We start from the raw sequence: 19,205 nt of genomic DNA on the forward strand, positions 1-19,205 counted from the left end.
GTCCTCCGAGAGGCATCCATGCTGTTCGACGCGATCATCCTCGGCATCGTGCAGGGACTCACCGAGTTCCTGCCGGTCTCCTCGAGCGCCCATCTGCGCATCATCGGCGAGTTCCTGCCCTCTGCGGTCGACCCCGGTGCGACGTTCACCGCCATCACCCAGCTGGGCACGGAGCTTGCCGTCCTCGTCTACTTCTGGAAGCGGATCGTCCGGATCATCGGGCGCTGGTTCGGGTCGCTGACCGGCCGCGTACCCCGGGGCGACGCCGACGCGCGGATGGGCTGGATCGTCATCATCGGCACGATCCCGATCGGCATCCTCGGCTTCCTGTTCCAGGACGTCATCCGTGACACGTTCCGCAACCTCTGGCTCGTCGCGATCGTCCTCATCGTCTTCGGCCTGATCCTCGGCGCCGCCGATGCCCTCGGCCGGCGCACGCGCAACGAGGAGGACCTCACCTACCCGCACGGCCTCGCACTCGGACTCGCCCAGTCCCTCGCCCTCATCCCGGGCGTGTCGCGTTCGGGCGCCACGACGACGATGGGGCTCGCGCTCGGGTACACGCGCCCCGTCGCCGCGGAGGTCGCCTTCCTGCTCGCGGTGCCCGCCGTCTTCGGCAGCGGCGTCTACGAGCTGTACCACTCGATCAAGGAGCCGGGCTCGTCCGTGTTCACGGGCGCGGAGACAGCCGTCGCGACCGTGATCGCCTTCGTCGTCGGCCTCGCGGTCATCGCGTTCCTGATGCAGTACCTCAAGCGCGGCAGCTTCCTGCCGTTCGTCCTCTACCGACTGGTCCTCGGGATCGTGCTGATCGTCCTGCTGAGCCTCGGGGTGCTGCAGGCCTACTGACGACGCGGGCCGTCCGAGTCGCGGCTCGGCCCCCCGGGGCCCTTGCCGTGGCCGTGGCCGTCGCCGCCACGACGGAGGTAGCGCTCGAACTCCTGCGCGATCGCGTCGCCCGACGCCTCGGGCGAGTCCCACGTGTCCCGTGTCTGCTCGAGCTGGTGGATGTACTCCGTCATCTCCTCGTCATCCGACGCGGCGGCGTCGATGGATGCCTCCCAGGCGAGCGACTGGGCGGGGAGCTCACCGCGCGGGATGACGGCCCCGGTCAGCTCGGTGAGTCGATCGAGGAGCGCGAGGGTGGCCTTCGGCGACGGCGAGTGCCCTGCGACGTAGTGCGGCACGCTGGCCCAGAGCGCCGCGCACGGGATCCCTGCCGCCTCCGCGGCGGTCGAGAGGACGGTGAGGATGCCGGCGGGTCCCTCGTACGTGGGCTTCTCGAGGCCGAGGGCGGTGCGCAGCGCGTCGTTCTCGCTCCCCGCGAACACCGAGATCGGACGCGTGTGGGGGACGTCCGACATCATCGAGCCGAGGGCGATGATGCCGGTGATGTCCTCCTGCAGCGCCGCGTCGATCAGCTCGGAGACGAACGCCTGCCATGCCCGCGCCGGTTCGAACCCGCTGAGCAGCCACAGCCGAGCGCCGTCCGCCTCTTCGCCGGGGCGCCACACCGTGGCATCCGGCCAGACGAGCCGGCGCGAGCCGTCGGCGTCGAGCCGAACCTGCGGACGCGTGTACTGGTAGTCGAAGTACAGCTCGGGGTCGACGGCGAACACCTCGCGGTAGTCCCCGGTCTCCCGGATGTGCGCGACGGCGGCCGAGGCCGCCTCGCCCGCGTCGTTCCATCCGTCGAACGCGACCACGAGCACCCGCTGACCCAGTTCGTCCACACCGCTCCTCGCCGTCCGTGAATCCGATCCCCCCTACGATACGCGCGGGCCGGGGGACGCGCGCGGCGACGCCGTAGCATGGAACGATGTCCTCGACCGGTTCCACGCCCGACTCCGCCGCGCCTCCGAATCACGACCGGCGGGGCCTGCCCGCCGCCGTGCTGTGGGATATGGACGGCACCCTCGTCGACACCGAGCACTTCTGGATGGATGCCGAGACGGCCCTGGTGGAGAGTTTCGGCGGCTCGTGGTCCCACGAGCAGGCCCTCACCCTCGTCGGCAGCGGCCTGGACCGCTCCGCCGAGATCCTGCAGGATGCCGGCGTGCGGATGTCGGTCCGAGACATCGTCGACCACCTCACGGCCACGGTGCAGGATCGCCTCGCGACGGAGGGCAACCCCTTCCGCCCCGGCGCCGTCGCCCTCCTCCAGGGCCTTCGCCGCGCCGGAGTGCCCACCGCCCTCGTCACCATGTCGCTGCGCAGCATGGCGACGACGGTCGCCGACCAGATGGGCTTCGACGCGTTCGACCTCGTCGTGGCGGGGGACGACGTGACCCGCCCGAAGCCCTTCCCCGACCCCTACCTGCAGGCCTGCGCCGCCCTCGGCGTCAACCCCGACGATGCGCTGGCGATCGAGGACTCGCCGACGGGAGTGCGCGCAGCGACCGCCGCCGGGGTCACCACGATCGGCGTGCCGCTCATGGTGCCTCTGGACGGAACCGGCGCGCACGCCCTGTGGGCGACGCTCGAAGACCGCACCCTCGACGACCTCATCCGGGCGCACGAGGCGCGACGCGCCGGCCACCCCACCCCGGGCGCCGCTCCCGACGAAAGGGTCTCCGCGTGAACGCCGACCTCCGACCCAGCGGCCCGTTCCGCCTCGGTGACCGCGTCCAGCTCACCGGCCCGAAAGGGCGCATGCACACCGTCACGCTTCGCGACGCGGGCGAGCTCCACACCCACCACGGCGTTCTGAAGCACGCGCAGATCGTCGGGCAGCCCGACGGATCGGTGCTGACGAACTCCGGCGGCCATGAGTACCTCGCCCTCCGCCCGCTCCTGCGCGACTTCGTGATGTCGATGCCGCGCGGCGCGGCGATCGTCTACCCGAAGGATGCCGCGCAGATCCTGGCATCCGCCGATATCTTCCCGGGCGCGACCGTCGTCGAGGCCGGTGTCGGATCCGGTGCGCTCTCGCTCTGGCTGCTCCGCGCGAGCGGGCCGTCGGGGCGGCTCATCTCGTTCGAGCGCCGCGAGGAGTTCGCACAGGTCGCGCGCGCCAACGTGGAGACGTTCCTCGGGGACGACCCCGCCTCGTGGGAGGTCGTCGTCGGCGACCTCGTCGAGGAGCTCCCCGGCGCCGCCCAGCCCGGGACGGTCGACCGGGTCGTCCTGGACATGCTCGCGCCCTGGGAGTGCATCGATGCCGTGGCCGACGTGCTCACCCCCGGCGGCGTCGTGCTCTGCTACGTGGCCACCGCCACCCAGCTGAGTCGCGTCGCCGAGTACATCCGGGCCACCGGACTGTTCACCGACCCGGAGGCGAACGAGACGATGGTGCGCGGATGGCACGTCGAGGGCCTCGCCGTGCGCCCCGACCACCGGATGGTCGCCCACACCGGCTTCCTCATCACCGCACGCCGGCTCGCTCCGGGCGCCGTGCCGCCCGACGTCCGCAAGCGCGCTCTGAAGAAGCCGAGCTACGCGGATGTTGATGTCGAGGCCTGGACGCCGGGGGCGGTCGGTGATCGGGAGATCACCGACAAGAATCTCCGCAAGCGGGTCCGCGAGGCCCAGCGCGCCGTCGACGGCGCACGGGTCGCTGCGGACAGGGCGACACCGGACGCGGACGTAGACTGATCCGGTGCATCGGATCCCTGCCGTCCTGGCCGTCCTCGGCCTGTCCGCTCTGACCCTCGCCGCGTGCGCCGCCGGCCCCGCGGAGGCGACCTGCGAGCGCACCGACTCGTCGTCGTCGGTGTTCGACGTCATCCATGCCTCCGGTGACTTCGGGACGCCGCAGGTGAAGATCGACGCGCCCATCACCGTCGATGCGACCCAGCACGTCGATGAGACCGTCGGCGACGGCACCCGGCTCACGACCGACGCTCAGGATGTCATCTTCAGCGTGTCAATCCTCAGCGGGGCGTCGGGCCAGCAGGTCGCCGGGGGAGCCACCCCGCCGCAGGCGCTGACCGACTGGCGCGAGAACTACGCCGGCCTCGCGGACGCGATGATGTGTGCGACCGAGGGCTCGCGCATCCTCGCGACCATCCCGGCGTCGGGTCTGTCCGAGCAGGCGGCGCAGAGCTGGGGGGTGGGCGCCGACCAGTCGATCGTCGTCGCCATCGACCTGACGAAGGTGTACCTCGCCGCCGCGGACGGCGCCTCGCAGTACAACGACCGCCCCGGCATGCCGTCGGTCGTCGTCGCCCCCGGAGGACGCCCCGGCATCATCGTGCCCGACGCCGCCGCGCCGGAGGAGCTCGTCACCGAGACCCTCCTGAAGGGCACCGGGCCGGAGATCACGGCGGACGACACGGCGCGTGTGCAGTTCACCGCCGTCGACTGGGCGACCCGCAAGGTGACGAAGTCGACCTGGGAGGACGGCGCGTCGGTGCCGATCACCTCTCAGTCGCGCGTGCCCTTCGCCGCCGAGCTCGTCGGAGCGACCGTCGGATCGCAGCTCCTCGTCGTCGTCCCCGCCGACGGCGCGGGCTCCGCGGCGAGCGTCTACGTCGTCGACATCCTCGGCATCGACCCGCCCGCCGCCGCCGCCGGTACCCGCTGAGTCGCCTCTAGGATGGGCGGGTGCCCACCGAGTCCCCGTCCCGCACCGCGCCCGAGGAGCGCCTGGTGAACCTCGTCGTCGCCCTCATGGCGACCGAGCAGGGGCTGACGAAGGACACGATCCTCTCCTCGGTCACCGGCTACCGCGAGCAGTCCAGCGCCGGGGCGTCCAAGGACGCCCTCGAGAAGATGTTCGAGCGCGACAAGCAGACCCTCCGCGGCCTCGGGATCCAGGTGGAGACGATCGGCGACTACGCCGACCCCGACGACCTGCGCGAGGCGCGCTACCGGATCCCGACGGCGGAGTACGAGCTTCCCGCCGACATCCAGTTCAGCCCCGCGGAACTCGCCGTCCTGAACCTCGCCGGAGGCGTGTGGAGCGAGAGCTCCATGTCCGCCGACGCACGCAGCGGACTGCGCAAGATCCGGGCGCTCGGCATCGATGTGGACGCGCCGATCATCGGCTATTCGCCGCGCATCAGCCTGCGCGAGACCGCGTTCCGCCCGCTGCAGAGCGCGATCGAGCAGGGGCGCGTGGTCCACTTCTCCTATCTGAAGGCGGGCGAGGATGCCGCGCGTCGCCGCCGCATCCGCCCGCTCGCCCTCGTCGAGTACGAGGCGCGATGGCACGTCTACGGCTTCGACCTCGACCAGGGCGAACCCCGCACGTTCCTGCTCTCGCGGATCGTGTCCGACGTCGAGATCACCCGCACCTCGTTCGACCTGGCGGAGCGGGACGGTGCGGGGGACCGGGCGCTCGCCGGGCTCGCGGATCTCGCCGGCCGCCAGCGTGCGCTCGTGGAGATCACCCCCGGCACGGAGGCGGCGCTCCGGCTGCAGCGACGCGCGGAGCCGGCAGACCAGGGCTTCCTCGTGCCGTTCGTCGACCTGCACATCCTCGCCGACGAGCTCGCCTCCTACGGCCCGGAGGTGCGAGTCGTCGAGCCCGCCCCGCTCCGCGACGCGGTCATCGCGCGGCTGGAGCGGGTGCTCGCTCTGCACGGCGGCGAGTCGGACGGGACGGAGGCGTCCTCCCGATGACCCGGACACGCCCCCTCCTCGCGACCGATCGCGCGGCGCTCATCCTGCAGCTCGTCCCGTACCTCATCGGCAAGGGCGAGGTCACACTCGCCGAGGCGGCGGAGGACTTCGACGTCACCCCCGACCAGATGCGCACGATGGTGGAGAAGCTGACCGTCATCGGCCTGCCCGGCGACGGGGGCTTCTGGCAGATGGCGAACGACCTGTTCGACATCGACTGGGACCTCCTCGACCAGCAGGACACCATCGTCATCACGAACTCGGTCGGACTGGAGCGCACACCCCGGCTCAGCGCCCGCGAGGCCGCCGCGCTGCTCGCGGGTCTGCAGGTGGCGGCGTCCCTCCCCGGCGTGGGCGACTCCGGCATCGTGCAGGGGCTGCTCGCGAAGCTCTCCCGGGGCGCCTCGAGCGCACCCGTCGACGTGATCGTGGCCCCCCAGGCGGTCGACGAGGTGCGTGTCGCTGTCGCCGACGCCGCTCGGCGGGGCGTCGCGGTGTCGTTCGACTACCGCGCTCCGGATGCCCCTGCGACGACGCGCACGGTGGACCCGGTGAAGGTCCACATCGCCAACGGGCAGTGGTATCTGCAGGGGTGGTGCCATCTGCGCCAGGCGATGCGCACGTTCCACCTGGACCGGGTGTCGGGGGTGCGCCTCACCGACATCCCGATCACGCACGGCGCCGACGCGGTGCCGGAGCTGTTCGGACCGGCCGACACCGACGTCGCCGTGGACGTGCGGTACCGCTCGCGGGCGGCCGCGCTCCTGCAGGACTTCGTGCTCGAGAGCGGGCCCGACGACGGGGATGCCCGCTCCGCCCGCATCCGGCTCGGCGACGCCCGCAGCCTCAAGCGGGAGGCGGCGCGCCTGGGCGGCGATCTGGAGATCGTCGCGCCCGCCGACGTGCGCGCCGCGGCCGCGCAGTGGGCCCGCGAGGGCCTGCAACTGTATCGCTGAGCGGCGCTCACCGCTTCGCCGGGATCCGCGGGTAGACTGACGGAAAGCTTCCGAGAAGAGGACACAATGGGAAACCTGTTCGCCGGTCCGCACCTGTGGATCCTCCTGATCGTGATCCTGCTCCTGTTCGGCGCCGCCAAGCTTCCGGCGCTCGCGAAGAGCATGGGTCAGTCCGCGCGCATCTTCAAGGGCGAGATGAAGGCCATGAAGAATGAAGATGCGGACGCCGCATCGGCCGGCACCGCTGCCTCCGTCGTCGCACCCGAGTCTCCCGTCGCACCGGCCCCCACGTCCGTGCAGGCTCCGGTCGACGTGACGCGGGTCGAGCCGGGCGCTCCCGACCTCAAGCCCTGACCGGGATCGTGGCCACGGCCGAACACCCGTCGCTCGGAACGGACGACCCCCCTCGTCGCGACAAGCGCATGTCGCTCGGGCAGCACCTCACCGAACTGCGCAGACGCTTCATCATCGGGCTCATCGCCCTCGTGGTGGGGATGGTCCTCGCGTACCTCCTCACCGACTGGATCATCTGGGCGATGACCGAGCCGATCCGCATGGTGGCGGAGCAGCGCGGGGAGGGCTCCGCGGTGAGCCTCATGTACTCCACGATCACGGGGCCGTTCGACCTGCGCCTGCGGATCTCCTTCGCGGTGGGCATCATCCTGTCGGCGCCGGTGTGGCTCTGGCAGCTGTGGGCATTCCTCATGCCGGGACTCACCCGCAAAGAGGTGCGCTACACCGTCGGCTTCGTCTCGGCCGCCGTGCCGCTCTTCTTCGCCGGGTGCTTCGTCGGCTGGTGGGTCATGCCCCACATCGTCGAGATCATGGCGACCTTCTCCGCGGAGGGCGCCGACAACCTGTACGAGGCGAAGTACTACTACGACTTCGTCTTCAAGCTGATCCTCGTCGTCGGCGTCTCCTTCGTCGTCCCGGTCTTCCTCGTGGCGTTGAACCTCGCGGGCATCATGAGCGGCATGGCCATCCTGAAGTCCTGGCGCGTTGCCGTGCTGATCGCGGTCGGGTTCGCCGGTCTCGCCACCCCGGCCGCCGACATCGTGAGCATGCTGCTGCTCGCCGGCATCCTCATCGTCCTCTTCTTCGCCGCCGCCGGACTGTCGATGCTGTTCGATCGCCGTCGCGCCAAGCGCGCCCGCGCCGAACTCGGCACGAGCGCATGAGGTCGAGGAGCATGACGTCGAGGACCATGAGGTCGTGGCGCCCGGTGACAGGACGCAGGTGCACAGGCGAGGCGGGGACGACCGCCGGATGACCGACCCCGCCGCGCGGTACGCCGAGGCGCAGTCCCGGCGCGCGCATCCGCTCACGGCCGCGTTCGCCGCCGCGCAGCGCTTCGAGCTGGATCCCTTCCAGATCGCCGGGTGCCAGGCGCTCGAAGACGGGCGCAGCGTCCTCGTCGCGGCGCCCACCGGTGCCGGCAAGACGATCGTCGGGGAGTTCGCGATCCACCTCGCGATGCTCGCTGCGGGCGAGAAGGCGTTCTACACGACGCCGATGAAGGCGCTGTCGAACCAGAAGTTCCGCGAGCTGCAGGAGGTCTACGGCGAGGACCAGGTGGGCCTGCTCACCGGCGACACCAACATCAACGGCAGCGCTCGGGTCGTGGTGATGACCACCGAGGTCCTGCGCAACATGCTCTACGCCGACTCGCCGGCGCTCGCGGGCCTGCGCTACGTCGTCATGGACGAGGTCCACTATCTGGCCGACCGGTTCCGCGGCGGCGTGTGGGAAGAGGTGATCATCCACCTCCCGCCGCAGGTTCGCCTCGTGTCCCTCTCCGCCACCGTGTCCAACGCGGAGGAGTTCGGCGATTGGCTGGACACGGTGCGCGGTGACACCGAGGTAATCGTCTCCGAGATCCGTCCGGTCCCGCTCGAACAGCACGTCCTCGTCCGGAACGATCTGCTGCCGCTGTTCGATGACCGCGCGGGGATCGCGACGGCGCAGGTCAACCAGGAGCTCATGCGCATCCGCGGTGGCAGTGGATCGCGCTACGAGAACAATCGTCAGGCGCAAGAATTCCGTTCGCGCGGCGGGTACGCCGCGGGGGAGCGCCGCCCCCCGCGGGGCGGGCGCCGTCCGGTCCGCACGGCGAACGTGCAGCGCATCGAGCGGATGGACCGCCCGCAGGTCGTCCAGCTCCTCGAGCGCGCCAACCTCCTGCCCGCCATCTTCTTCATCTTCAGCCGCGCCGGGTGCGACGGCGCCGTCCAGCAGGTGCGCCGATCGGGGCTGCGGCTCACCTCCCGCGAGGAGCGCGACGAGATCCGCCGCGTCGTCGACGAGCGCACACGCACCCTCGCGGAGGACGACCTGCATGTCCTCGGGTACTGGGAGTGGCGGGAGAACCTCGAGCGCGGCATCGCTGCGCATCACGCCGGCCTCCTGCCGGCGTTCAAAGAGGTCGTGGAAGAGCTCTTCCGCAGGAAGCTCGTGAAGGTCGTGTTCGCCACCGAGACCCTCGCCCTCGGCATCAACATGCCCGCCCGGACGGTGGTGCTCGAGAAGCTCGAGAAGTTCAACGGCGAGGCCCGCGTCGCGATCACATCGGGGGAGTACACCCAGCTCACCGGGCGCGCCGGCCGCCGCGGCATCGATGTCGAGGGGCACGCGGTCATCCAGTGGACGGAGGCGCTGGATCCGCAGGCGGTCGCCGCGCTCGCCTCGCGGCGCACCTACCCGTTGAACTCGAGCTTCCGCCCCACCTACAACATGGCGGTCAACCTCATCGACCGGTTCGGCCGCGAGCAGGCGCGGGAGATCCTCGAATCCTCCTTCGCCCAGTTCCAGGCGGATCGCGCCGTCGTGGGCCTCGCGCGAGAGGTGAAGGATGCCGAGGAGTCCCTCGCCGGGTACGCGAAGGCCATGTCATGCGATCGCGGCGATTTCGTCGAGTACGCCGGGCTGCGCCGCGAACTCAGTGACCTGGAGAAGCTGAATCGCGCCGACCGCCCGGCTCCCGCCCGCATCCGCGACCGGCGCCAGCACGAGATCCAGTCCCTGCGCACCCGCCTGCAGCGCCACCCCTGCCACACCTGCCCCGACCGCGAGGCCCACGCCCGCTGGGGCGAGCGGTACGCGAAGCTCGATCGACGCGTCGAGAAGATCCGACGGCAGATCGACGCGCGCACGGGGACGGTGGCGCGTGTGTTCGACCGGGTCGTCGACGTCCTCGCGGCCCTGGACTATGTGCGGGTCGAAGCCGACGGGAGCACCGTGCTCACGCCGGCGGGCGCGACGATGAAGCGCATCTACGGGGAGCGCGACCTTCTGGTCGCCGAAGCGCTGCGGCAGGGACTGTGGACGTCGCTGGATGCCCCCGGGCTCGCCGCTCTCGCCAGCTGCCTCGTGTACGAGCCGCGCCGCGATGAGGCCGGGGCGGGGGAGCACGGCCTCCCGCGGGGCCCTTTCCGCGAGGCGCTCGGCGCCACTCAGATCCTGTGGTCTCGTCTCGACGATCTCGAGCAGGATCATCGTCTCCCCGGCAGCGAACCGGTCGCGACGGGGCTCGCGCGCGCGATGCACTCCTGGGCGCGCGGCGCCTCGCTCGATCGCGTGCTCGACGAGGCGGACCTCGCAGCCGGCGACTTCGTGCGCTGGAGCAAGCAGACGATCGACCTCCTCGACCAGCTCTCGATGGTGGCCGCCGGGCCGGTGGCCGTCACGGCACGCCGGGCGCTCGACGCCGTGCGGCGCGGCATCGTCGTCTACGGGTCGCAGTGAGCGTCGGCACGACGCCGCACCGATCCCCGCGCGGCCTCCCGCTCTGGGGCGCCCTCGTCGCGGCGGCCGCCGGCGGTCTCGTCCTCACGCTCGCGTTCCCGGGGCTGTCGTGGTGGCCTGCGGTCTTCGTCGCGGTGCCGCTCGCCCTCGTGGGTCTCATCGGCCGTCGGGGATGGAGCGCGGTCCTCGTCGGTTTCGTCTTCGGCGCCGCGCTCTTCTTCGTCAACCTGTCGTTCACGGCGCGCTACCTCGGCCCGGTGCCGTGGATCGCCCTCTCCGTGCTGGAAGCGGCTCTCACCGCGGCGATGGCCGCACCCATCGCGTGGGCGTACCGGTGGGTGCCGCGCCTCGCCCCCGGAGCATGGGGGCGGACCGTCGCCCTTCCCGCGCTCGTCGCCGGCCTCTGGGTGTCACGGGAGGAGCTCCTGGGCACTTTCCCCTACGGCGGGTTCCCGTGGGCGCGGATCGGGGTGACCCAGGCGTCCTCGCCGCTCGCCGACGTCGCCTCGTGGACCGGGATGAGCGGTCTGTCGTTCCTCATCGTCTTCTTCTGCGCGAGCGCGGTGGAGGTTGCGCGGCACGGGCGGCTCCGCGGAGGGTGGGGGCTCGCGCCCGCGGCGGCGACCGTGGTCCTCCTCCTCGCCCTGCCGCAGTTCCCCACCACGGACGCGGGGACGATGAGGGTGGGGGCCGTGCAGGGGAACGGTCCGGCCGGCTACTTCGATCAGCGCGCGCCCTACGACGTGTTCCGCGCGCAGCTCGCCGCGACGAAGCCCATCGAGGGCGAGGACCTCGATGTGCTGCTCTGGCCCGAAGGCGGGGTCGACGCCGACCCGACGCACAACACCTCCGTCGCGCGCGAACTCGACGCCCTCGCCCGACGCGTCGACGCGCCTCTGCTGCTCGGCGCGGTCACGCAGCGCGGCGACGAGTACTTCAACTCGTCACTCGTCTGGGAGCAGGGCGCCCAGAACCCGGTCCAGACGTACGACAAACGGCACCCGGTCCCCTTCGGCGAGTACGTGCCGGACCGGTGGTTCTACCGGATGTTCGCGCCCGACCTCATCGACCTCATCCAGCGCGAGTACACCCCGGGGACGGTGACCCCGGCTGTGGACATCGGGGGAGTGCCGGTCGGGCTCGCGATCTGCTTCGACGTGATCTACGACGACGTGATCCGCGACGGGGCTCAGGCAGGTGCCCAGGTGTACATGTTCCAGACCAACAACGCCGACTTCCGCGGAACCGATGAGAACCTGCAGCAGCTCGCGTTCGCGCGGATGCGCGCGATCGAGACCGGACGATCGGTCGTGAACCTGTCGACCGTCGGCACGAGTCAGGTCATCGGCCCGGACGGCGCGACGATCGACGCGCTCCCCGCCGACGAGCCCGGGGCGATGGTGACGACTGTGCCGCTGCGCACCGGCCTCACGCCCGCGGTCGTTGCGGGAGCCGCGATCCAGAGCCTTCTCGGGTGGGGGAGTGTCCTCGCCCTGGCCCTCATCGGCGTGTGGGTGAGACGGCGCTCCATCCGCAGCCCCTCCCGCCCCCGCATCGCGGGGACGACGAAGACGCCGGCCTCCGGCTGATGCGGAGACCGGCGTCCGGGGGATCGTCGACGCGGTGCGGACTCAGGCGCTGAGTCGTGTGGAATCGCCGCCGCGACGGGAGCGCAGCTGAGCGAGACGCTCCTCGAGGAGCTCTTCGAGCTCGGGGATCGTGCGACGTTCCAGCAGCATGTCCCAGTGGGTGCGGGCGACCTTGTCACCCGAGTGGTCGACCTCGGCCACGGTGTCGCCGACCCGGAGGACGGCCTCGGCGCCGCAGGTGCGGCACTCCCAGGCATCCGGGACGTCGGCGTCGGCCGCGAAGGTCATCACCGTCTCGCGCGCGCACTGCGTGCAGACGTACGTGTGGTTGGCGCGCTCATGGAACACGACGCCTTCCTCGCTCTGTAGGCTGGAAGCGCCGAGTCGGATGCCGCGCAGGCTGCGATCTGCCATTGTGTGGTCCTCTCGTCTTGTCAGGTATAACGCGCGCACCTGTGTGCATCATCCGAAGGACGTGCGCGGAAGCGGCTTTCACAGCCGATGCTCAGGCCCATGCCGGTCGGGTCGGCTGGCCGCTTCGGGGGCGGATTCGCGGGCGCTGGGGGCTATCGTACGCCGCTCGCGGATCAGACACGCCGCCGCTGCGCCGCCAGCAGCGCGACGTCGGTGCGATCGGTGACGACGCCGTCGACACCCAGCCCGAAAAGCGCATCCATCCGGTCCGGATCGTTGACCGTCCACACGTGCACTTCGACGCCGCAGGCGTGCGCGGCGGTGATGAGGCGCGGAGTGACGATCCGCACCGCGCCGACCCGCTCGGGGACCTGGAGGGCGTCGATCCCGGCGAGGGTCCGTCGGACGAGGGGGAGCGACCGCAGGCGGACCGCTCCGAGGAGGCGAGCGATCGTGGATTGGCCGGCCGATGTCGCCGGACTCCCGCCTGCAGCGCGTGCGGCCTCCAGCGCGGTGACGCGACGCCCGTCGGAGAAGCTCGTCAGAAGCACCCGATCGGCGTGGCGAGCCACGATGCGTCCGAGGGGGAGCGCGGCGTCCTCGGCCTTGACGTCGAAGTTGAAGCGCAGCTCCGGGAAGCCCTCCAGCGCGTCGGCCGCCGTGACGAGACCGCCGCGGTCCGCCATGAGCTGCGCGAGGTCGTCGTGCCGGATCTCAGAGAGCTTCCGCGGATCGCCGGCGACGCGAGACAGATCGGAATCGTGGAAGAGAACGACGACCCCATCGCGGGTGAGATGGCAGTCGGACTCGACGTAATCGGCGCCTTCGGCATGGGCGGCGGCGATGGCAGCGAACGTGTTCTCCACGATGCCGCCGGATCCAGCAGGAACGAAGCCTCGGTGGGCGAGGACCCGAGGGGTCCGCACACCGAGGAACCAGGGATGCGTCGCGCCAGGCAGGCGATCAGGAGTCAGCTGCGCCACCCGCATCCGGCGTCGTGGGGGCGGCGCCCGGCACTGCAGCCGCACCTCCCGGCTGTGATCCTCCGCGTCCCCCTGCCACACCGGCCGCACCCGCGGCGCCGGCGGCGAACGCCGTGCCGATGCCCTTCATCGCCTCGGTGAACTCGCTCGGAATGATCCAGAGCTTGTTCGCTGCCCCGTCGCTGATCTTCGGCAGGGTCTGCAGGTACTGGTACGCGAGGAGCTTGTCGTCGGGGCGTCCTTCGTGGATCGCGTCGAAGACGTTCTTGATCGCTGCCGCCTCACCCTCGGCGCGCAGGATGGAGGCCTGCTTCTCGCCTTCAGCGCCCAGGATCGCGGCCTGGCGGCGCCCCTCCGCCTCGAGGATCTGCGACTGCTTCGAGCCCTCCGCCGTGAGGATGGTGGCGCGACGCTCGCGCTCGGCGCGCATCTGCTTCTCCATGGAGTCCTGGATCGAGTGCGGCGGATCGATGGCCTTCAGCTCGACGCGCGACACGCGCAGGCCCCACTTGCCGGTCGCCTCGTCGAGCACGACACGCAACTGCCCGTTGATGTTGTCGCGGCTCGTGAGCGCCTGCTCCAGATTGAGTCCACCGACGACGTTGCGGAGCGTCGTGGTCGTCAGCTGCTCGACCGCGGACAGGTAGTTCGCGATCTCGTACGTCGCAGCACGGGCGTCGGTCACCTGGAAGTAGACGACGGTGTCGATCGACACCACGAGGTTGTCCTCGGTGATGACGGGCTGCGGCGGGAAGGAGACGACCTGCTCGCGCATGTCGACGAGCGGGCGAAGACGGTCGATGAAGGGCACCAGCAGGTTCAGCCCGGGGGAGAGCGTGCGCTGGTAGCGACCCAGCCGCTCCACCACCCCGGAATAGGCCTGCGGGATGATCCGGATGGAACGGAAGAGGACGACGATCACGAAGATCGCCAGGACGATGAGCAGGACGATCACGAAGATCTGTCCGGCGAACGCTCCGATATCGACCATCAGTCGGTGCTCCTGTCAGTGGGAAGGGGGGAGTCGGCCGGGGCGGCGAGGGCGACCTCGACCATCGCACCGCGGACGGCGGTCACGACGATCCGATCGCCGACGGCGAGTCCGTCGCTGCCGGGACTCCGCGTCACCGACCACAGCTCGCCGTTGTCCAGCCGTGCCGCCGCGACGTCGCCGGCGAACGGAGCGGCCAGCCGTCCGCCGAGGCCGCGGATCGCGTCGACATTGGTGGGCTGCAGCGCGCTCGAGCGATGGAGCGCCCGCAGCAGAAGCGGTCGGATCGTGAACAGGAGCAGCGCCGAGACGGCCGCTGCGCCCATGACCTGGAGCCACCACGGACCGCCCAGCAGATTGATCCCGAGGCCGCCGATCAGCGTGCCGCCTGCCAGCATCAGAAAGGTGAACTCGAGGGTCAGCAGCTCGATGATCACGAAGACCAGCGCGAGCACCAACCAGGCGATCCAGAGGTACTGCGTCAGATCCGGCAACATCGCTCTGCTCCTTTCGGGGCTTGCCTGAACACTAACATTCCCGTGGGACACCGAGACGGTCCCACACGACGCGGATTGGTAGTGTCGAAGCGCCGCCGGACGCCGCGTCCGGCCCCCGATCACCGCAGGAGTTCCCATGTCCCAGCCCATCCCCGCCGGTTCGCTCAGCGGAAAGACGGCTCTCGTCACGGGATCATCCCGCGGCATCGGCGCCGACACCGCCGCCTATCTCGCGCAGGGCGGCGCGAACGTCGTCATCAACTTCCGCAACAAGGCGCCGCGCGCCGAGAAGCTCGCGACGCAGCTGCGCGAGCTCGGCGTCGACGTTCTCGTCGTCGGCGCCGATCTCACCGATCCGGCATCCGTCGCGGACATGATGTCGCAGGTGAAGGAGACCTTCGGTGCTCTCGATCTTCTCGTGCTGAACGCCTCCGGCGGCATGGAGGGCGGCATGGGCGAGGACTACGCGCTGGTCCTCAACCGCGATGCGCAGCTGAACGTGCTGGATGCCGCCGCCCCGCTCCTGCACGATGGGTCGCGCGTCGTGTTCGTCACGAGCCACCAGGCGCACTTCATCCGCACGACGCCGACCATGCCGGAGTACGAGCCCGTCGCCCTCTCCAAGCGTGCGGGCGAGGACGCCCTGCGCGAGCGGATCCCGGGCCTGATGGAGCACGGGATCGATTTCGTGGTCGTCTCCGGCGACATGATCGAGGGCACCATCACAGCGACCCTGCTCGAGCGCGCGAACCCCGGGGCGATCGCGGAGCGGCGCGAATCCGCCGGCAAGCTCTACAACGTGTCGGAGTTCGCCGCCGAGGTCGCCCTCGCCGCGGTCGAGCCGATTCCGGCGGACAACACGCGCCTCGTGGGCGACGTCAGCTCCTTCGGCGGCGAGTAGTCCGCGACCACGACGAAGCGCCCCGCGGCCGAGGCTGCGGGGCGCTTCGTCGTCACATCACTTGCCGAACGAGAACGCACGCACGATCTGGATGACGCCCATGACGACCGCCGAGATTCCGAGCAGCCACCACAGCACGAGCGCTCCCCACAGCGGGGAGAACAGGAGCGTGATGCCGGCGAGCAGGGAGATGATCGCGTAGAACACCGTCCAGCCCTTGGACACCGCGAGGTCGAGCGTCGTGAGCGCGACGACGCCCTCGATGATCCACATGATGCCGACGAGGATGCCGAGGAACGCAGCGAGCGTCACGGCGGTGGCACCGAGGTTCGTGAACGCCACGATGCCGGCGATGACGAACAGGACGCCGAGGAGGATGTGTCCCAGACGCGCCCAGCCGCCCTTTCCGGCGGCGAAGATGCCGAGGCCCGCGTAGACCAGGCCCGCCGCGATCGCGTAGATCGCAATGATCGCCGCGACGACCATTGCTGTCTTGCCTGGCCACACCAGGATGAGGATTCCGAGGATGAGGGAGAGCACGCCCCCGACACCGAGCGCGGTGCGGATGCCGTTGGTCGCGGTCTTCTCGATGGATGGTTCAGCGGTCATGGGGACCCCTTTCTGAGTATCTCCTGAGAACGGAGATGCTTTCAGGCTAGCGGCACACGTGGCGGGGGAGCGGACATGACGCGCGGCGGTGCACGAGGACGGATCAGCCCAGGATGAGGGTGATGCCGATGAGGACAGGAACGCAGCCGACGGTCGTGAGGAAGACCGTGTCACGCGCGATGGTCTCGCCGATGCTGAAGCGCTGGGCGTAGTTGAAGACATTCTGAGCGGTCGGCAGCGCCGCGAGCACGGTGACGATCAGGACATCGTTGGGCGTCAGGTGGAAGACGAAAGCGGCGACGACCCACGCCACCACGGGCATGAGCACGAGCTTCAGCCCGGTGGCGAGCAGGATGTCGCGGCGTCGCCCCGACGGGGCCAGCACCCGCTGACCGTGGAGCGAGATGCCGTAGCTGATGAGCAGGACGGGCACGCACGCGTTCGCGATGAGCTGCGCGGGATCGAGGACGATCGGAGGCATCCGCCAGCCCGACAGCGAGACCAGGACGCCGAGCACGGAACCGACGACGATCGGGTTGGTGAACGTGCGCTGGAGGATCGGGAACGGGCGGCGCTGACCCGTGGTGATCGACTCGAAGATCGCCATGGTGATCGGCGTGAACACCAGCAGCTGCAGAAGGATGACGGGGGCCGGGTACGCGGCACTGCCGAGGAGGTAGAGCGAGAGCGGGATGCCGATGTTGTTCGAGTTGACCTGGCCCGCAGACAGTGTGCCGATGAGCGTCTCCGCAACGCTGCGTCGCCACAGCAGCCTTGCGACGAGTCCATAGGCGATGAAGACGACGACGGCCGCGATCGCCGACACCGGGAGGAGCGCGGAGAAGAGCGTGTGGACATCGGCCTGCGCGAGGACGACGAACAGCAGGAACGGCGACAGGACGAAGAACGTCAACCGGCTCAGCACGTGGCGCGCGTGCGGACCGAGCAGGTCGATCCTGCCGATCACGTAGCCGACCCCGATCGCGACGCCGACCACCACGAACCCGGTCAGCGTCTCCCACACACCTCGACTCTATGGGGCCGTCGCGAGCATCGGCGATATCGCCGATAATGCACATTATGTCAGCTTATTGACGAGTATCCACCCTTCGACACGGCGCAGTCCCCTGAACGTCTGTCCGCGCGCTCGAGGCACACTCCCGACGACTTTGTGGTTTCATCTCCTTTGTACCTCGCCGCGACGATTCAGGACGGGAGCACGATTACGTGACGCCCTCTCCTGCCGTGACCGTCGTCGGCAGCATCAACGTCGACCTCACGATCCGCGTGTCCCGGCTCCCGGGCCCCGGCGAGACCGTCGGTGCCGGCACACTGACCCGCGAACCGGGTGGCAAGGGCGCGAACCAGGCGGTGGCGCTCCAGCGACTCGGTGCATCGGTCACCCTCGTCGGAGCCGTCGGCGAAGACGCTGACGGCTCGTGGGCGTGCGCGAACCTCGAGCGAGTCGGCGTCAGCACGGCAGGCGTCGTCCGCAGCTCCGCGGCCGCGACGGGTACCGCGGTGGTCCTCGTCGACGACGCCGGCGAGAACCAGATCGTCGTCTGCCCGGGCGCGAACGATCTCGTCTCCCATCGCGGTGTCGAGCTGTGGACGGATCCGATCCTCGCGCAGCTCGAGGTTCCCCTCGACACCGTCGTCGACCTCGCCAGCGCCGCGCGCGGGTTCCTCGCGATCAACACCGCTCCCGCGCAACAGTTGCCGCAGGAGGTCATCGAGCGCACGGACCTGTTCATCGCGAACGCCGGTGAGTATCAGCAGATTCCCGGGCTGCGCTCGGCGCGGCTCGTTGCCGTGACGGACGGCGCCCGGGGTGCCACGCTGCTCGCCGCCGGCGTCGAGATCGCCCGCGCGACCTCGCCGAAAGTTGTCGCTGTCAGCACCGTGGGCGCCGGAGACGCGTTCTCCGCCGCTCTCGTCCTCGGTCTCGTCCGAGGCCTTTCCCCGACGGCCGCACTCGCCGCGGCGTGCGCGGCCGGTTCGGACGCGGTGACGGATGCGGCGGCCCAGCCCGCGCTTCGACACCTCGACGACTATCTCCGAGCCACGTACGAAGAAGGATCCCGATGACCACCCCCACCGTCCTGTTCGTCTGCGTCCACAATGCGGGCCGCTCCCAGATGGCCGCGGGCTATCTGCAGCACCTGGCCGGCGACCGGATCGACGTCCGCTCCGCGGGGTCCGAGCCGAAGGACCAGATCAACTCCGTGGCGGTGGCGGCGATGGCCGAGGACGGCATCGACATCACCGCGAACACGCCGAAGCTCCTGACGGTGGATGCCGTGAAGCAGGCCGATGTCGTGATCACGATGGGGTGCGGCGATGCCTGCCCGATCTTCCCCGGCAAGCGCTACGAGGACTGGGAACTCGACGACCCCGCTGGCCAGAGCATCGACGCCGTCCGGCCCATTCGCGACGACATCCGCGCTCGCGTCCGGGCGCTCATCGCCGAGCTCCTCCCCTGACACCTCACGATACGGTCACCGACTGCGCAGCTGTGCGAGGAACTCGTCCGCGGCATCCAGCTGCGTGCGGAGTCGCTCGCGGCGTTCGAGCGCCTCGTCCGTGATGGCCGCCAGGCGATCCCGCAGGCCCGTGTCGGTCGGAGCGTCCGCGAGGCCGTCGATGACGGCGAGGAGCTCCCCCATCTGCTCCAGGCTGTAGCCGAGCGGCTTCATCCGACGGATCAGCAGCAGGCGCGACTCATCCCCCGGCGTGTACAGCCGGAACCCGCCGTCCGTGCGACCGCTCGGGGTCAGCAGGCCGATCTCGTCGTAGTGCCGCAGGGTGCGCAGCGACAGCCCGGTCCGCTCGGCGAGCTCGCCGATGTGCATCGTGTCCGCGCTGGTCATCCGACTCCCGGTTTCGGTCAAACCTAACGTTACGTTAGAGTTGCTCGGTATGCGCCGTGCCGTCGGCGGCGCCCTCCATCTTCTCCCAT

General features: G+C 70.2%; 21 protein-coding genes. 13 read left to right on the plus strand and 8 right to left on the minus strand.

Annotation, left to right across the window (positions count from 1 at the left end; all coding sequences use genetic code 11):
• The first annotated feature begins 18 nt into the window (after nucleotides 1-18).
• The gene (locus tag J0P97_RS10760; protein WP_215487792.1) at nucleotides 19-849 is read left to right on the plus strand and encodes an undecaprenyl-diphosphate phosphatase; all 831 of its coding nucleotides are present in this window, start codon (nucleotides 19-21) and stop codon (nucleotides 847-849) included.
• On the opposite strand, the gene J0P97_RS10765 is transcribed toward J0P97_RS10760, so the two are convergent.
• Nucleotides 843-1,733: a PAC2 family protein gene (locus tag J0P97_RS10765; RefSeq protein ID WP_215487793.1), complete on the minus strand. Its 891-nt coding sequence runs from the start codon at nucleotides 1,731-1,733 to the stop codon at nucleotides 843-845. The two genes, J0P97_RS10760 and J0P97_RS10765, sit on opposite strands and share 7 nt — an antisense overlap.
• Nucleotides 1,734-1,819: 86 nt before the next feature.
• Between J0P97_RS10765 and J0P97_RS10770 the strand changes: the two genes are divergently transcribed.
• The 9 genes from J0P97_RS10770 to lnt all read left to right on the plus strand — a co-directional run bounded on the left by J0P97_RS10770 (nucleotide 1,820) and on the right by lnt (nucleotide 11,851).
• A complete protein-coding gene (locus J0P97_RS10770) occupies nucleotides 1,820-2,581 on the plus strand; it encodes an HAD family hydrolase (RefSeq protein ID WP_344185122.1) in 762 nt (253 codons plus the stop codon).
• Complete coding sequence (locus J0P97_RS10775) at nucleotides 2,578-3,594, plus strand: tRNA (adenine-N1)-methyltransferase (protein ID WP_215487794.1); 1,017 nt, start codon at nucleotides 2,578-2,580, stop codon at nucleotides 3,592-3,594. Before J0P97_RS10770 ends, J0P97_RS10775 begins: the two co-directional genes overlap by 4 nt.
• 4 nt (nucleotides 3,595-3,598) lie before the next feature.
• Nucleotides 3,599-4,525 (plus strand): FKBP-type peptidyl-prolyl cis-trans isomerase, encoded by a 927-nt coding sequence (locus J0P97_RS10780; RefSeq protein ID WP_215487795.1) that lies wholly within the window; start codon nucleotides 3,599-3,601, stop codon nucleotides 4,523-4,525.
• Nucleotides 4,526-4,545: 20 nt separating this feature from the next.
• Nucleotides 4,546-5,565: a helix-turn-helix transcriptional regulator gene (locus tag J0P97_RS10785; RefSeq protein WP_215487796.1), complete on the plus strand. Its 1,020-nt coding sequence runs from the start codon at nucleotides 4,546-4,548 to the stop codon at nucleotides 5,563-5,565.
• Nucleotides 5,562-6,521 (plus strand): helix-turn-helix transcriptional regulator, encoded by a 960-nt coding sequence (locus J0P97_RS10790; RefSeq protein ID WP_215487797.1) that lies wholly within the window; start codon nucleotides 5,562-5,564, stop codon nucleotides 6,519-6,521. The genes J0P97_RS10785 and J0P97_RS10790 overlap by 4 nt, the downstream gene beginning before the upstream one ends.
• A gap of 66 nt (nucleotides 6,522-6,587) precedes the next feature.
• Nucleotides 6,588-6,875, plus strand: a complete 288-nt coding sequence (gene tatA, locus J0P97_RS10795; RefSeq protein ID WP_215487798.1) for a Sec-independent protein translocase subunit TatA — start codon at nucleotides 6,588-6,590, stop codon at nucleotides 6,873-6,875.
• 68 nt (nucleotides 6,876-6,943) lie between these two features.
• Nucleotides 6,944-7,699 (plus strand): twin-arginine translocase subunit TatC, encoded by a 756-nt coding sequence (gene tatC / locus J0P97_RS10800; protein WP_215487861.1) that lies wholly within the window; start codon nucleotides 6,944-6,946, stop codon nucleotides 7,697-7,699.
• Between the two features lie 88 nt (nucleotides 7,700-7,787).
• Complete coding sequence (locus J0P97_RS10805; protein ID WP_215487799.1) at nucleotides 7,788-10,262, plus strand: DEAD/DEAH box helicase; 2,475 nt, start codon at nucleotides 7,788-7,790, stop codon at nucleotides 10,260-10,262.
• Complete coding sequence (gene lnt / locus J0P97_RS10810) at nucleotides 10,259-11,851, plus strand: apolipoprotein N-acyltransferase (protein ID WP_215487800.1); 1,593 nt, start codon at nucleotides 10,259-10,261, stop codon at nucleotides 11,849-11,851. Before J0P97_RS10805 ends, lnt begins: the two co-directional genes overlap by 4 nt.
• Before the next feature lie 42 nt (nucleotides 11,852-11,893).
• On the opposite strand, the gene J0P97_RS10815 is transcribed toward lnt, so the two are convergent.
• From J0P97_RS10815 to J0P97_RS10830, 4 genes are all read right to left on the minus strand, one after another.
• On the minus strand, nucleotides 11,894-12,265 hold the full coding sequence (locus tag J0P97_RS10815) for an RNA polymerase-binding protein RbpA (RefSeq protein ID WP_215487801.1): 372 nt from the start codon (nucleotides 12,263-12,265) through the stop codon (nucleotides 11,894-11,896).
• Nucleotides 12,266-12,438: 173 nt separating this feature from the next.
• A complete protein-coding gene (locus J0P97_RS10820) occupies nucleotides 12,439-13,254 on the minus strand; it encodes a glycerophosphodiester phosphodiesterase family protein (protein WP_215487802.1) in 816 nt (271 codons plus the stop codon).
• Entirely contained in the window at nucleotides 13,229-14,239 is a 1,011-nt protein-coding gene (locus J0P97_RS10825) for an SPFH domain-containing protein (protein WP_246540238.1), read from the minus strand. Before J0P97_RS10825 ends, J0P97_RS10820 begins: the two co-directional genes overlap by 26 nt.
• On the minus strand, nucleotides 14,239-14,736 hold the full coding sequence (locus J0P97_RS10830; RefSeq protein WP_215487803.1) for an NfeD family protein: 498 nt from the start codon (nucleotides 14,734-14,736) through the stop codon (nucleotides 14,239-14,241). The genes J0P97_RS10825 and J0P97_RS10830 overlap by 1 nt, the downstream gene beginning before the upstream one ends.
• Nucleotides 14,737-14,872: 136 nt before the next feature.
• On the opposite strand from J0P97_RS10830, the gene J0P97_RS10835 reads away from it, so the two are divergent.
• A complete protein-coding gene (locus tag J0P97_RS10835; RefSeq protein ID WP_215487804.1) occupies nucleotides 14,873-15,637 on the plus strand; it encodes an SDR family oxidoreductase in 765 nt (254 codons plus the stop codon).
• Nucleotides 15,638-15,694: 57 nt separating this feature from the next.
• On the opposite strand, the gene J0P97_RS10840 is transcribed toward J0P97_RS10835, so the two are convergent.
• Nucleotides 15,695-16,246 (minus strand): HdeD family acid-resistance protein, encoded by a 552-nt coding sequence (locus J0P97_RS10840; RefSeq protein ID WP_215487805.1) that lies wholly within the window; start codon nucleotides 16,244-16,246, stop codon nucleotides 15,695-15,697.
• A gap of 103 nt (nucleotides 16,247-16,349) precedes the next feature.
• Nucleotides 16,350-17,270, minus strand: coding sequence for an AEC family transporter (locus J0P97_RS10845; protein WP_215487806.1), 921 nt, complete (start codon nucleotides 17,268-17,270; stop codon nucleotides 16,350-16,352).
• 203 nt (nucleotides 17,271-17,473) lie between these two features.
• Between J0P97_RS10845 and J0P97_RS10850 the strand changes: the two genes are divergently transcribed.
• Entirely contained in the window at nucleotides 17,474-18,334 is an 861-nt protein-coding gene (locus tag J0P97_RS10850; protein WP_215487807.1) for a ribokinase, read from the plus strand.
• On the plus strand, nucleotides 18,331-18,729 hold the full coding sequence (locus J0P97_RS10855) for an arsenate reductase ArsC (RefSeq protein WP_215487808.1): 399 nt from the start codon (nucleotides 18,331-18,333) through the stop codon (nucleotides 18,727-18,729). Before J0P97_RS10850 ends, J0P97_RS10855 begins: the two co-directional genes overlap by 4 nt.
• A gap of 15 nt (nucleotides 18,730-18,744) precedes the next feature.
• On the opposite strand, the gene J0P97_RS10860 is transcribed toward J0P97_RS10855, so the two are convergent.
• Nucleotides 18,745-19,116 (minus strand): MerR family transcriptional regulator, encoded by a 372-nt coding sequence (locus tag J0P97_RS10860; RefSeq protein WP_215487809.1) that lies wholly within the window; start codon nucleotides 19,114-19,116, stop codon nucleotides 18,745-18,747.
• Nucleotides 19,117-19,205 lie beyond the last annotated feature (89 nt).

It is taken from the genome of Microbacterium flavum, from assembly GCF_018717645.1.
Classification (GTDB): Bacteria; Actinomycetota; Actinomycetes; order Actinomycetales; family Microbacteriaceae; genus Microbacterium; species Microbacterium flavum.